At 59.3% G+C, this 13,966-nt stretch carries 12 protein-coding genes; 4 read left to right on the top strand and 8 right to left on the bottom strand.

The window, feature by feature from the left end; genetic code table 11:
• The first annotated feature begins 198 nt into the window (after positions 1 to 198).
• The gene (locus tag B8783_RS09400; protein ID WP_169711764.1) at positions 199 to 867 is read left to right on the top strand and encodes a cytochrome b/b6 domain-containing protein; all 669 of its coding nucleotides are present in this window, start codon (positions 199 to 201) and stop codon (positions 865 to 867) included.
• A 16-nt stretch (positions 868 to 883) separates the two neighbouring features.
• On the opposite strand, the gene B8783_RS09405 is transcribed toward B8783_RS09400, so the two are convergent.
• Genes B8783_RS09405 through B8783_RS09430 form a run of 6 tightly spaced genes read right to left on the bottom strand, consistent with a single transcriptional unit; the run spans position 884 to position 6,665 of the window.
• Positions 884 to 1,396 (bottom strand): VOC family protein, encoded by a 513-nt coding sequence (locus tag B8783_RS09405; protein ID WP_084419912.1) that lies wholly within the window; start codon positions 1,394 to 1,396, stop codon positions 884 to 886.
• Complete coding sequence (locus tag B8783_RS09410; RefSeq protein ID WP_169711765.1) at positions 1,371 to 1,865, bottom strand: c-type cytochrome; 495 nt, start codon at positions 1,863 to 1,865, stop codon at positions 1,371 to 1,373. Before B8783_RS09410 ends, B8783_RS09405 begins: the two co-directional genes overlap by 26 nt.
• A 37-nt stretch (positions 1,866 to 1,902) precedes the next feature.
• Positions 1,903 to 3,258, bottom strand: a complete 1,356-nt coding sequence (locus B8783_RS09415) for a DUF1552 domain-containing protein (protein WP_084419914.1) — start codon at positions 3,256 to 3,258, stop codon at positions 1,903 to 1,905.
• Positions 3,255 to 4,949: a DUF1592 domain-containing protein gene (locus B8783_RS09420; RefSeq protein ID WP_084419915.1), complete on the bottom strand. Its 1,695-nt coding sequence runs from the start codon at positions 4,947 to 4,949 to the stop codon at positions 3,255 to 3,257. Before B8783_RS09420 ends, B8783_RS09415 begins: the two co-directional genes overlap by 4 nt.
• Positions 4,950 to 4,951: 2 nt before the next feature.
• Positions 4,952 to 6,301, bottom strand: a complete 1,350-nt coding sequence (locus tag B8783_RS09425) for a hypothetical protein (protein ID WP_084419916.1) — start codon at positions 6,299 to 6,301, stop codon at positions 4,952 to 4,954.
• Between the two features lie 4 nt (positions 6,302 to 6,305).
• Entirely contained in the window at positions 6,306 to 6,665 is a 360-nt protein-coding gene (locus tag B8783_RS09430) for a hypothetical protein (RefSeq protein WP_084419917.1), read from the bottom strand.
• Positions 6,666 to 6,939: 274 nt separating this feature from the next.
• Here B8783_RS09430 and B8783_RS09435 point away from each other — a divergent pair, with 274 nt between their 5' ends.
• A complete protein-coding gene (locus B8783_RS09435) occupies positions 6,940 to 7,527 on the top strand; it encodes a TetR family transcriptional regulator (RefSeq protein ID WP_169711766.1) in 588 nt (195 codons plus the stop codon).
• Here the strand turns inward: B8783_RS09435 and B8783_RS09440 are convergent.
• Complete coding sequence (locus B8783_RS09440) at positions 7,514 to 8,374, bottom strand: TetR/AcrR family transcriptional regulator (RefSeq protein WP_084419919.1); 861 nt, start codon at positions 8,372 to 8,374, stop codon at positions 7,514 to 7,516. The two genes, B8783_RS09435 and B8783_RS09440, sit on opposite strands and share 14 nt — an antisense overlap.
• A gap of 147 nt (positions 8,375 to 8,521) precedes the next feature.
• Between B8783_RS09440 and B8783_RS09445 the strand changes: the two genes are divergently transcribed.
• A complete protein-coding gene (locus tag B8783_RS09445) occupies positions 8,522 to 9,697 on the top strand; it encodes a CaiB/BaiF CoA transferase family protein (protein WP_084419920.1) in 1,176 nt (391 codons plus the stop codon).
• An 18-nt stretch (positions 9,698 to 9,715) separates the two neighbouring features.
• Here the strand turns inward: B8783_RS09445 and B8783_RS09450 are convergent, their stop codons facing one another.
• Positions 9,716 to 10,693 (bottom strand): NAD(P)H-dependent flavin oxidoreductase, encoded by a 978-nt coding sequence (locus B8783_RS09450; RefSeq protein WP_084419921.1) that lies wholly within the window; start codon positions 10,691 to 10,693, stop codon positions 9,716 to 9,718.
• A 235-nt stretch (positions 10,694 to 10,928) separates the two neighbouring features.
• Here B8783_RS09450 and B8783_RS09455 point away from each other — a divergent pair, with 235 nt between their 5' ends.
• Entirely contained in the window at positions 10,929 to 13,769 is a 2,841-nt protein-coding gene (locus tag B8783_RS09455; RefSeq protein WP_084419922.1) for a phosphoenolpyruvate carboxylase, read from the top strand.
• Positions 13,770 to 13,966: the final 197 nt, after the last annotated feature.

The raw sequence follows: 13,966 nt of genomic DNA on the forward strand, positions 1-13,966 counted from the left end.
CCGGAGTTTAAATGCTAAAATCAACGGTCCAAACAGACGGGAAATCCATTTTAATGGTGCGCGCGTTATAATATGGAGCGTCGCTTTGATTCGAACAGCCCGCCCCTCCTCACGCCTGAATCGATCTTTACGCCCTCAAAAGAATTGCCTGCCAAGCAGGAGATCGCCAGTATGCAGACCAGCCAATCGGTACTTTTTATGACTTCTCCTGACACCCCCTCCCCCGCCTCACGGTCCATCTGGGACCGGGCCACCCGGCTCTGGCACTGGACCATTGTGCTCGCGATCGCAGCGATGTGGTTCACGGCTGAGTTTCACTATTTTGCGATCCACCGGATCATCGGCATCCTGCTGGTCGCAGCCCTCGTGTTTCGCCTCTACTGGGGGCTTTTCGGCAGCCGGACAGCCCGATTCACGAGCTTCGTCCGCGGCCCGAAAGCAATTGGCGCTTATATCGTTTCGCTGAGACAAAAGGGGCGCGCTCAATCGGTTGGCCACAGCGCCCTCGGCGCTCTTGGCGTTGTGGCGCTTCTTCTTGCTATGGCCGCCCAGCTCGGCACAGGCCTGTTCGCCGTTGATACGGACGGCATGAATTCCGGACCGCTCGCCCGCTTTGTGTCCTTCCCGATTGGCCGCACCGTGGCGGACCTACACGAGCTGTCATTCAATATTCTGCTAGCGCTGATTGTTCTGCACGTCGCCGCCGTCGCGCTTTACCTCTTGGGCAAACGCATCAATCTGGTTCGCCCCATGATCACAGGCCGCGGACCGGCTGTAGGGCCAGACAACAAAAAGCCTGGCCCCTTCGCGCTCATTATCGGCGTCGCGCTGTCGGTCGCCATCGCAATCGTGCTGTTTGAGCTTTGAGCTATTTTCAGGCTGACTAACCGGCCTGAATGAATTCCAGCGTGTGCCCATTGGCATCTTTTACGATACCAATACGGACAGCTGATGTCTCAGAAACCGGTGTCGCTTCGCGAACCACATCCAGCCCTGCGGACCTGAACGCCTCAACGATCGAAGCCGCATCGGACGTATAGAAAACAACGCGCCCACTCGGCGCCTCTTCGGCGTCATCCGTCAGGCTTTGATAGAGGACGATTTTCGTGCCGGCCGCATCGCCCGTCGAAAGTATGGCCTCGGAATAGGTGTCGGTGGTCGATGTCCTGACCACCTTCAACCCAAGTGCATCACTGTAAAAGGCAACAGCCGCGTCCAGATCGTCGACGCCAAGCACGGTGGCGGCAATCCTCTGAACGAGCGGCTCTGTCTTCTGCGCCTCTTCAGCCGAAGCCTCTTCGGCGTGTTGCTCAGCTATTGCCGGCGCGCCCAGCCACATCTGCAGGCAGAGCGCGCCCGCAATCGCGGCGCTAGTCTTCTTCGCGGTATTTATCATGGCATGCCTTGCAGGCGGCTCCAGTTTTGCGGAACGCGGCCTGAACGGTCTCTGCGTCGCCGCCTTTCGCTGCGTCGAGATCGATCAACGCCTCTTCAAATTGCGCAAGCCGGGCCTCAAAATCTTCAGGCTCTTCCCAGATGACAGCCTTGGCCTCCATCTTGATACCGAGCTCCGGGCCGGACCCCACCGGGAACCAGTCTTGCACCTGACCGCCATAACGCACGACCGAATCGATCGAGAAGTTCGTCGTCGTGCTATCCGGCCGGCCAGCTTTCAGCTCGTCATTGATCGCCTTGAAGGCGGCGCCCATGTCCTGAAAATTCGCCTGGCGGGCTTCGACCTGCTCAACAAGCGCAGGGTCAGCGTCTGCTGCGTCCGTCTTTGAGACCTCGGCGCTATCTTCACCGCAGGCTGAAAGCAGGCCGACTGCGGCGACCGTGAGAAAAGCGAAAGTTCTGATTTTCATTGAGTATCCTGTCCTGAATCCAAACGGCCTGAAACGATCAGGCCAATATTTGCGTAATAGGGCTGGATGTCTGCATTGAACCATCGCCCCATTGCTCAACAGCCATACCCGCCATTTGCTGCATTGTCAGGCCCGCACGCGTAATCGGATCTCCATTTGCCACCACAAGCTCACCCGTTTTGACCCGTCCGCCCGCGCGGCCGGCCGTCATCATCGGGATACCCTGCACCGCATGGATCTTCGCCCAGGATGTATCGGAATGGGCAAATACGAGGCAATTGTCGAGCAGCGTGCCATCAGCCTCCGGAATGTCTGCGAGCGCTTTCACGAAGGTCGCAAAGCCTTTCATGTTCTCGACGACAAATTTTGACGTTTCCACCTGGATGCCAGCCTCGTGGTCGGTGAATTCCTCATGCGTGTAGAGGTGGTGGCTGGACGCCTCACCTGAACGGTGAAGGCTGGAGGCCGAGTTTGAGAACACCATGTTGAAATTGCGGGTCTGATCGCAAGCGAGCGAAAGCGCCAGCAATTTTGCCATCAGCTCATGGTTCGTATGCACATTCTCGAGCGCGTAATTGGCCTCGGTTTCACCGGGGTTTTGCGGCATATGGCAGGAGGGCGGAATGACCGGCTCTTCGGTCTCAAGCTCAAGCTGTTGCTCGACTTCCCGCACAGACGTGAAATATTGATCGAGGCGATGACGGTCTTCCTGACCGAGACGCGATTCCAGACCTTTGCGCTGGTCCGTCACGGCCGAAAGGACGCTAAGGCGGCTCAACGTCTTTGGGTCAGGCACAAACTCGCCCTCCCCTTTCTGCGTCAGGCCACCCGCAAAGACGCGATCATAAATCGCCATGGGAGAGGTGTCTGGCGTGTTGCGAACCTGCGCCGACCGGTAGCTGTAGCCGTCCGCCGGATTGCCCGTAGCAGACATGTCGAGCGTCTTGAAACGCGTGCGCCCGCCAAGCTGATCGGCGATCAGCGTCTCGAAAGTTGGACCTTCCATCTTGCCGAAGTTTCGCGGCGCAATGCCTGAGCGGAGCGAAAACGACCCGCTGACATGAACATGGTTTGGTTTGCCGTCGAGAATCGCGTCGAAGCCGGTCAGAAAGTTCAGATGCTCTTTGACGGCCTCAAGCGGCGCAGATTCCGCCGCCATCTGCAACGCGCCATCTTCCAGGCGCTCGGGCGTCCAGACGCCCGGCGTAACACCCAGCCCCCAGAACCACGTCCCGAAACGAAGCGGCGCCTTATAGGCCGTCGAGGCTCCCGCAGCGGACGCGGTTGGCACCATTGCTTCCAGCCATGGCAGGCCGACAGCAATCGCGCTTCCGTGAAAGGCCCCGCGCAGCAATGCGCGGCGGGACATGGGTTTGCGACGGCCAATGGTCATGATTTCTTCTCCAGTTGCGGGTTGGCCTGCGCTTGTTCCTGGTCGACAGAAACGTCGACCTGCGCCGGGGCCACGGCAAAAAATTCAGGGCTGAGCGCAATTTCGCGCAGCAGCGGCTTGATGCGGAAATCGGCTTTCTCGAACTTTGTGTTCAACCGGTTGAGCCACGCGACATCTTCGCGTCTCGACGGACGACCGGTCGCAAATTTCTGCATCTTTTCGACAAGGCAAGAGGTGGTCGCCGGATGCTCGCTCAGCACCTCGCCCAGCCCATCAACGCCAACAAAGTCAGTCCCGTCAATCGAGCCACCCACATCGATGACTTCGCCATTCTCAGTCATGCGGAGGCGGCCAACGCCGTCAAAATTCTCCATGGCGAGACCGATCGGGTCGATGAACTCATGACAGCTTTTGCAGGCGTCATCGGTCCGGTGTTGAGTCAGCCGCGCACGCGCCGTCTTGAACTCCGGATTGTCGACTTCCTGCACGACTGTGAAGTTCACAGCCGCCGGCGCAGGTGCCACGGACTGGCAAAGCAGCTGCTCGCGCACAGCAATGCCGCGCAAGGTGGCCGAGCTACGCCCCGGATGCGAATGAAGCGCTGAAAACCCGATGTGCGACAGCAATCCGCCGCGCGGATCGTCGTCTTCGAATTTGATCTTTTCCCACCCATCCACAGACGCCACAGGCACTTGGTAGATCATGCCCAGCGGCCGCGTGACGAAGGTTTCTTTCGCCGTGAAGATGTCGGTGTAAGGCGCGTCGCGCTCAATCAGGTGATAGTCGATGAATTTGAGGACCTGATCGCGCGCATCCTCGGCAACCGCGCGGTTGAAGGCGCGGTAGATCAGGTTGTCCTTTTCAAGCGTGTCGATGCCATCGAGGTGCATGAAATCCTCGAAGAAAGCGTTCACGCCATGATCGACCCGCTCTGACGCGATCATCCGGTCAACTTGCGCCGTGAGCCCCTTCTTCGTGTCGAGCTCGCCCGCAGACGCCGCGCGCAGCAGCTCCTCATCGGGGGTCGTGTTCCAGAGAAAATAGCTGAGACGTGCCGCTTTCGAATAATCGGTTAGCTCAAGGGTTTTGCCACCCTCGCCCTGCACGGAATCGATGATGAAAAGATATTCCGGCGACGACAGCATGCCCTCGACGGCCAAGCCAACCGCCTCATGGAAATCGCCAAGCTTCTTATGCGCCGCGTCGGTGACCGCCACCCAGTCATTGACGTCGCCTTCGGAGAGATCCCGCCGCAGCAGCTGCTCGCCATACAAATCAACAATTTGCCGCGCGCAGGCCTCGTCATACACTTCACGGGCGCTCGCATCGCATGGCATGAACTCATCCCAGTGCGCATCACTCACAACCTGATCGGCCACGCGGCCCGCGATGGCGTAATAATGCTCATACCCGCTCGAGCTGATCGAGGCAGATGTAGAGCCCACAGCCGCGAGCCCCTCGATCCGGACATCCGGCTCAAAGCGTCCAACCACACTGATTTCAGGCGAGAAGACATCGGCGATTGAATTGCGATACTGCGCCTCGGTGATGCGGCGCATCTGGGGCGGCGGCGCCTGATAATCAGCGCCGGCAGATGTCCCGCCGCCAAGGCTATGAGGGGCCGCAAAGTAGGCCCCTGCGCCAAGAAGCACAGCGCCCGCCGCGAATAGTCCAATACGTGCAACTGACATAATTATAGATCTTCCGGCTTGTTCTCATCGGCGTCGGCATCCGCCTTGCCATCGGCTGCATCTGCGCCCAGCCCTCGCGTCGTCAGTGGCCGGAATTCGGCTCCTGCGACTTTCAGGGTTTCAGGCGCCACGCCGTAATAGTCGCTCGTATCCATGACATAGAACTCAAGCTCTTCTTCCGGCGGATGGATCACGAAGGCGGGCACCGCCTCGATCTTCAACGCCGTCGAGATGCCCGTGCACTTGCCAGTTTCAGGGTCCTTGATGCCATCCGCATGCGCCTCAAGCGCGCGCCAGGCTGACGCGCATGTGTAGCCATTGGCCACCTGGAACGCGCCGGACTTGTCGTGGAAATTGTGCCAATAGGCGTGGTTTAGATCCTGGTATCCGGCCAGATCACCCGATGCTGTCCCGTCCTCGTTCAGCGTCAGATGGATCTGCGTGCGCTTGATGTAATACTCAGCGGCCCGGCCGGTGAATCCGAACTTCAGGCGCAGATCAAACGGCTCGGTGATCAGCTCCCCGTCAACGATCCGGCCCGTCGTGGTGTTGTGCCACAATTTGTTCGGCGTGACCGTCAGGCTGGCATAACCAATCCCGTTCTTTTCAGCGTCATAGGGCGTCGGCTCATGGCTCGAATAGACGCCAACCTCAACATAATCGTCGTTCTGACGATCATCGACGCCCGTGATCTCCATGATCGTGGTGACTTCGCCGTCGCGATACGCGCCGGTGTGATAGTCCTCGAACGCCCCACCCGCGAACTCCGCGGTCCGCCGGTAGGAATCGATGCAGCCCATGATCCGCCACATCTCATTGTCGATGCCCTCGCGCCCGTCGGGTGAGGTAAAATCGACCGTCCCACAGCTATCGTCATCGCTGCCATTTGACGTCGCGCCATCAAGGTCACGGCCATAGGCGATGTCGGTCTGCACGGTGCGCAGCGGTGGGTCGTCATAGGCGAGCGGAACATTGCAGATCGACGTGCCCTGCTCGCGGTGGCGCTTGGCCGAGAGCGCGTACCCCATCTTGTAATAGGTCGAGCGGTTCTCCGCCTTCAGCAGGAATTCCTGCTTCTCCTTGGGCAGGTTCATGATCGCAATGTCGCGAAGTGCGTAGGACAGCCCCTCTGGGCAATCGTCCGGTGTCTCGTAATTATTGTACCAGAAATAGCTGAAGGCGAGGCCAATGGTTTCGCCCTGCTCGGCGGACGCCTTGATCAGAACGGCCTCATCAGGCCCATCCGCCTCAACAGCGGCGGTGGCATGATCCGTCGCCGCACTATCGCTGCACGCGCCCAGAATGACCGAGAGAATTGCGCCAGCTGATACCAGCCCGATTGGTCTATACATTCGTCTAACCCTCAGCCCTGTTCGTGTTGATCGCAGCGCTCTCCTGCGCGACCCATGATGTGCAATAGCCACTGGGGTTCGCCGCAAGATTATCGATGCCGCAGGTGCCGCAGCCACTCCCCGGCGACTTGAAGAAGGTGCAATTGGCGCAATCCTTCCCGTCGACCTTCGAGACCTCGACATATTTGCGACCGTCGCGCGCACTCTTCTGGGACGGTGTCAGCTGATCCGGCGCCGCGCAGCTCAGCGCCGCCTCACCCGATCCACCACAAGCCCCAAGCAGAGCCATCCCGGCGCCGGCAATTGCCAGTCCACCCAACACCTCGCGGCGCATCAGGCCGTTGCGCATCTTCAATTCTGCCATGGTCGATCTGCTCCCTGACTCGCGACAATATTGAGCCAGACGATCATGTCAATGACAACCGCACCAGTTAAATGTGATTTACTGGGATATCGACATGTTGGTGACACGACAAATAGCGCCATATGCAGCGTATAATGTACGCGTTTCTTGCGTTTTGCCACATGCACCATTTAAGCCGCAGCACTCGGTTATGGAATTTCAACGCCTTACGTCCTAGGTTCGTCTAGGAACTCGGCGAGGATGAGCGCTCTTGGTAGATCAGGATTGTTTGACGGTGGCAGACAAGGCGGCAGCTGACGCGCTGCCGAGCGCGACCCGAATCCTGCGGGCTGCGAATGATGCCTATAACGAAAATGCCGTCCTACCCCTGCGCCTTGGCACCGTGGCCGAGCAGGCAAATGTCAGCCGCGCGCTGATCTATTCCCACTTCCATGACCAGTATGAGCTGGTGCACAGCCTGCTTCTTTCGCATCTCTCGCTGATCGACCCCGCGATCTCAGCAGCCATGTCGAGCGAGACAGACTTTTCCGCGCTCGCGCACGCCCTCGCAGGCACCCTGTTCGATCACTACATCGCTCACGGCCTGATCCTCGCCAATGCGACGCAGGATGACTTCCTGAACCACAAGCTGCCCGCTCAATTAGCGTCGAGGCTATCGAGTGGGTTGAAAAATCTCGCCCAACATGCCCGCAAAGCATACGGTTTTGAGCGGCGCGAAGCCATCGCCGCAATCATACTCCTCGCGGTGATCCCGGAACAGTCTGCCCGTCTCGTCCGCATGGGACGTATCAGTGAGGATGTTGGCCGGGCCGGTGTTGCGCGCGGCATTCGCCTCGCCGTTCATACCTTCAGGCAGAGCTAGCCGAAGCAGGCTCGCCGCCAGCGCCCTCAATCGCGGACGAAATAAGGATTGGAAGACAGAGCCGTTCGGCCTGCTCAAGCTTCAAATTGTCTTCCGAGACCAGACCGCCGGCCCGCACCAGCAGCGCCGTCATGATCGACACAGACGCGATCGCTTCTTCAGTGTCGACATTCTTCTCACGCACAACCGACCGGATATGACGTTCCGAGGCGGGGGCGCGTATTTCGTCCCGCAACTTGTCGATCCGGTCACGCACTCCGGAATCCCTGACAAGGCGCTGGAGCAATGGCCCGCGCCTCGACACTTCGCGAAGATAGTTGATCGACGACAAGACCACTTTCGCAATCCGGGTGCCACCACGCTGAACGGAGGCACGGCGCGACATTTCAAACGCAACGACTTCCTCGAAGGCCAGATCAACAAGCAGGTCTTCCCGCGTCGAAAAGATATTGTGCGCCTGGGCCTCGCTCATGCCGAGCTGTTTGGCGATGGCCTTCAGGCTGATCTGATGGGTCCCGCTCGTATGGGCGATATCGCGCGCGCAATCGAGCATCATGCGGCGGCGCTCTTCACCTGACAGGCGCGTCCGGCGGCGCCGGTCACCTGCCGCGTCACCGCCGATCGTGACGACGCCATCTGGATCCGCGATCGATGTGGGCTTCTCCGCGCGTCCAGCTTCGCCCTTGCTGCGCCAGTAGCCCTTGGGCGGACGCTCAATTTCGAGGCGGTCGCAAATCTTGGCGAGCCCGTTTGGCGAAAGGCCAAACTCATCGGCAAGGACCGAGACCGGCCGCGACCAGACAAGGTCCAACAGTTCCGATCGCGTAAGCTCAATCTTTTTGCTCATCCGTTTTCCCTACACCCAACCGCCGCAAGGGCAAAACGCCTCTTGCACGCCACCTTCAAACCGGACGTAGGGTCATATCTGTGCCGCTCCCTCATGAGCCTTTAGGCTGACATCCAACAACAACAAGACATCAGGGAGAGATCGATCATGGACATTAAAGGCTATCCGCTCGAAGGGTTGAAAGTGCTGGATCTGTCCCGCGTTCTGGCGGGGCCCTTTGCGACGCGAATGCTGTCTGACCTCGGCGCCGATGTTATAAAGATCGAACCACCCGAAGGCGACGTGACCCGGCATTTCGGCAAGACCGATGACGGCGTTTCCGGCTTCTATCTCCAGCAGAATGTCGGCAAGCGAAATATCTGTATTGACCTCAAAGCCGACGGCGCCCGTGAGCTGGTGCTCGACCTTTGCCGTAAGGCTGACGTGCTGGTGGAGAATTTCCGCCCCGGCGTGATGAAGCGGTTCGGCCTCGATTGGGAGAGCGTGCACGCGGCAAATCCGAAACTGGTGATGCTGTCGATTTCGGGCTTCGGACAGACCGGCCCGGAAAGTGGCCGCGCGGCCTATGCGCCGGTCGTCCACGCGGAAACCGGTCTTATTTCGCGGCAGGCAGACATGAGCGGCGGCCCGGCCTATGACCTTCAATACTCGCTCGCCGACTCCTACAGCTCCTTGCATGGGCTCGTTGGCCTGCTCGCGGCGCTACGCGTCGCTGACCAGACAGGCATCGGCCAACACGTCGATATCGCGATGATTAACGTCGTCCACGCAACCGATGACTATGCCCATTGGGCGCTCGACAATGTCTGGCCAAAGCCTGCTGAAAACCTCGTTTGGGACGCGCCGGACGGAAAGAAGATCCTCATCTCATCTGACATGAAATGGATCTGGCGCGTCTTCTCAACCAAGGGCGGCGTGCAGGACCCGACGCCGGACGGCGCTGAGCTCGAAACGAAGGTCGCCGCCCGGCACAAGGCCGTCACCGAGCACATCCGCTCCTATCCAAGTTTCGACGCCCTCACCGAAGCGCTCGACCGGATGAATCTGGCCTGGGGGCTGGTGCGTAAATTTGGCGAGGAATCCTACGCCCAGAAGAGCGTCGGCCCGAATGGCATTCTCGTTGATGTCGTTGATGACAAGGGCAATCCGCGCCGCACGGTCCAGTCGCCCTACCGCTTCTCAGCCTCGAAGAGCGGCATTGAGACAGGTGAAAGGCCCCCGAAACGCGGCGAGCATAATGTCGCCGCGCTCGAAGACTGGCTGGGCCTGAACAGTGAAGACGTAAAACGCCTGACAGATGCGGGCGTCCTGCTCAGCGAGTAAGCAGGACACACCGTCTGGCTAGCTGATCATTGAGGTCATGCGGTTCTTGATGATGTCTTCCGCGTCGGAAACGATCCGATCGATGAGATCCTTCACCGTCGGGATATCATTGATGAGACCCTGGATCATGCCGGCTGACCAGATGCCATCATCCGCGTCACCCTTCTCCATCGCCGCGCGCCCGCGCGAACCGGCGACCAAGTGTACCACATCTTCAAACTTCGCACCGCCTTTGGATTCGATCGCGACGACTTCTTCGCTGACCTTGTTCTTCATCACACGCGCCGTGTTGTGCAGGGTCCGGAAGATGAGCTTGGTGTCGCGCTCCGTATTCTCGACCATCTGCTTCTTGAAATTCTCGTGGATCGGCGCCTCTTTCGTGACGCAGAAACGCGTGCCCATATTGATGCCATCTGCACCCAGCGCCAGCGCAGCAGCAAGGCCGCGCCCATCACCAAATCCGCCAGACGCCAGCATCGGCACTTTCACGACATTCGCGGCCGCCGGGATCAGGATGAGGCCCGGAATATCATCCTCGCCCGGGTGACCGGCACACTCAAAGCCGTCGATCGAGATCGCATCAGCCCCCATACGTTCCGCCGAGAGCGCATGGCGAACGGCGGTACATTTGTGGATGATCTTGATGCCGTGTTGCTTGAAGTGGTCGATATGTTCCTGCGGCTTGTACCCGGCCGTTTCGACAATCTTGATGCCGCCCTCAATGATGGCTTGTCGGTATTCGGCATAAGGCGGCGGTTTGATCGCCGGCAGGATTGTGAGGTTCACGCCGAACGGCTTGTCAGTCATCTCCTTGGTGCGCGCGATTTCCTTGGCGAGGTCTTCCGGCGTCGGCTGCGTGAGCGCCGTCAGAAAACCAAGTCCGCCTGCATTCGCGACCGGCGCAACCATTTCGGCATAGCCGACCCATTGCATGCCGCCCTGCGCGATCGGGTGCTCGATGCCGAACGCCTCTGTGAAACGTGTCTTGATTGCCATTCCTGTTCCTCCGGTAGTTTTTTCACGGGTCTGATGCCACTGCCCCGGTGATTGTAGAAGTCCTGACGCAGCGTGAAAGCCGACACTTTTCGTCATCACGCAAATGCTAAAGTGCGAAAAAGTCCGGCACTTGCAGTCTTGGCCAGGCATTTAGATCCGTCACTTCTTGACTTCGGCGGCCCGTGCCTCACCCCTCATCTTATCGCACGCAGTCCAGCACTCAGAAGGAGGGCCAATGCCAGCCTCACCCGCCCCATCGACAGCGAAAAGCCCGCTCAACCTGAATTTGGTGAGGGAGCAGCTTCGCAAGCTCGCGGCTGGCATCGAGAAGGATCCGCTGACGAACTCTGTCTTTGGCTATGCCCTGAACCTGTTGCAGGATCTCGAAAGTGGTCGGCGCACGCTTGGCGAGCTGACCGGCGTGGTTGACGAGCTACATTTCGAATTGCTGAAGGAGCGGGCGGATCGCTTCAGCGCACAGCATCAGTCTGTCGGCGTAGACGGCGATCCATGGGCATCGGTACGCCAGCAACTCGAAACGGCCGCAGGTAAGGGCGTCGACACCTTTCTGGACGGCGTCACGACGCTGAAGGGCGGCATCGTCTTTACGGCGCATCCGACGTTTGCGCTGTCGCGTCAGCTACGTGAAGCCTTCGCCGACTATGCAAGCGACCCGGACGCCGCCGCTTGCGAAACACTCAAAGCCGCCGCCATGGCCCCGAATGAGGACTGGCCGGACCAGATTACGCTGCTAAGCGAACATGCCGAAGTTCAGTCTGCCATCGCGAACGCCCGCGACGCGGCCAGGGCCTACGCCGCCCTGATCGTAGATGTTGCGCGCGACGCCTTTCCAGATCAGTGGCGAAACATTCGGCCCGTCCTGCCAACGCTGGCAAGCTGGGTCGGCTATGACCTCGATGGGCGAACAGACATTCACTGGTCCCAATCCATTGCCCTTCGGCTTTGCGAAAAAGCGATGCAGCTTTCATATTATGAAACCCGGCTGAGAGCGCTGGGCGACGACAAGACACTCGGCGATCTTGCCGACAAGGCCCGCGCAGCTCGAGATCACACCGAAGCTGCCGCCGAGCGCTTTGAAGGCGACTTGCAGAACGGCGACGTATTGGTCGAGGCTGCCAATTTCCTGACCGCAGAGAATGATGCCAAGCTTATCAAGGCTTCAGAGCTAACTGGGCCGCTCACAAAGCTTATCGAGGACGATGGCACACCCGCTGAGCTGGCCGCTGACCTGATCGTATTGCGCGCCGAAATCGATGCGCTGCAACTTGGCACCGCCCGGATTCACCTCAGGGTCAACGCCGCGCAGGTACGTACGGTGCTCTCCCGCGACCTTGGTCTCGAAACCGAGGATGAGACCCTCGGCCGGCTGGCGCTCAGCGAACTATCCAATATGGCGAAAGCGAACGCTGTTCGCCCGGTCAATTTCGCGGACCTCTTCCTTGAGCAGTCCACGGCACGCCGACAATTCATGATGTGCGCGCAGATCCTGAAGCACATCGATGCCGAAAGCCCGATTCGTTTCCTCATCGCGGAAAGTGAGAACCCGGCAACGGTCATGGGTGCCCTGCATCTTGCCCGCCAATATGGTGTGGACCATGCGCTGGATATCTCACCGCTCTTTGAAACACCCGAAGCGCTTGAAACCGGCGGGCGTTTTGTCGAGCGCTTGCTCGAAGAGCCTGCCTTCCTCGATTATCTCAAGGCGCGTGGGCATCTTTCCATTCAGCTTGGTTTTTCAGATTCCGGCCGGTTTATCGGTCAGGTCGCCGGCAATATGGCAATCGAGCGCATTCATAACCTCATCGGCCGCGCGTTGGGAGAAAAGCTGCCCGGCATCGGGCTTCTGGTCTTCAATACGCATGGCGAGTCGATCGGTCGCGGCGCTTATCCCGGCAATTTCGAACAACGTTTCGACCACCTCCTGACACCCTGGACGCGGGCTGGCCTGAAGCGGCGCGATATTCGCCCCATTCACGAAGTGAGCTTTCAGGGCGGCGACGGCTTTCTTCATTTCGGAACGACGCACCTCTCCGAAGCGACCTATGCTGCCTTCTGCGAACACGTGCTCGCCGACACCAGCGACGCGCTTGATGACCCCTTCTACAAGCAGACAGATTTCGTCTGGGACGCCTATCGCGCCTTGCGCGCCTGGCATGAATCCATGTTCGTCAACGATGACTACGCGCATCTTCTCGGGGACTTTGCGACCGGCTTTCTGGTCAAGGCCGGCTCGCGCCCCGTCAAACGTCCAGGCGGCGCTGCCGGGCCGTCAGCGATCCGCGCCATATCCAACAACGCCCTTCTTCAGCAGCTCGGCATTCCGCTGAACTCAGCCTGCGGCATCGGCTCAGCCACCCCGCGCGAGACAGACCGGATGATCGAACTGGTCAACGCATCGCCGCGCCTGCATTCCCTCGTCATGCTGGCCACCCGCGCCCGCATGCTGACCAGTCTGCCAACGCTTCGCGGATATGCCAGCGTGTTTGACCCGCAGGTCTGGCTCGCTGTCTCGCGGCATGGCGATATTGAGGCTGGCGAAAGTCTGCGCCAGGTCGCCAAAGCCGTCTCGGACTATGCGACCACGACCAGCCTGCGGCGTGTCGCCAATATTCTCAGTCTCGATCTTTTGAAGTTCGATGCATTGATCGCCGCCCTGGACGAAGCCCCGAGCGCCGATCAACGGCACGAAGAACGTCTCGAACTACATGCCCTCCACGCGATCCGTCAGGCGGTGATGATGTATTCGCTCAGCCTCGTTGGCGGGCTCAGCAATGTCTCCTCGCGCCACGACATCAGCCGCGAGGACATCCTGACGATGATCCTCGAACTACGCATCGACGAAGCCGTCGAAACGCTCGAAACTATCTACCCGGCTTCCAGAAATGATACGGACCTGATCGATGGTGTGTCCGAAAATGGCTTTGAATCCGGCGACACATCCGCCGCCGGCTATGATTCGATGCATCGAAATCTGATAGATCCGCTTCGCGTGTCAGGTGAGCTCATCCGCCGAATATCCGTTGCAAATTGTCATGCCTTCGGCGCCTGGGGATGACAAAAGCCTGTGCTTTCTGGCCTTTGAAAGCGTTCACTTCGCACGCCCAAACTGTTGCATTTGCAACAGACTCGATCATCTGGCACCGCTCACTGCTCGCATTCTCGACACTCGCCGGCAAAGTCTCGTTGATGGTGCGATTTATGCATTGATGCACCCTATGAAATGGAGTTTAGTTCACAACCAGAAGGGGAATT

This window comes from Henriciella litoralis, from assembly GCF_002088935.1.
Classification (GTDB): domain Bacteria; phylum Pseudomonadota; class Alphaproteobacteria; order Caulobacterales; family Hyphomonadaceae; genus Henriciella; species Henriciella litoralis.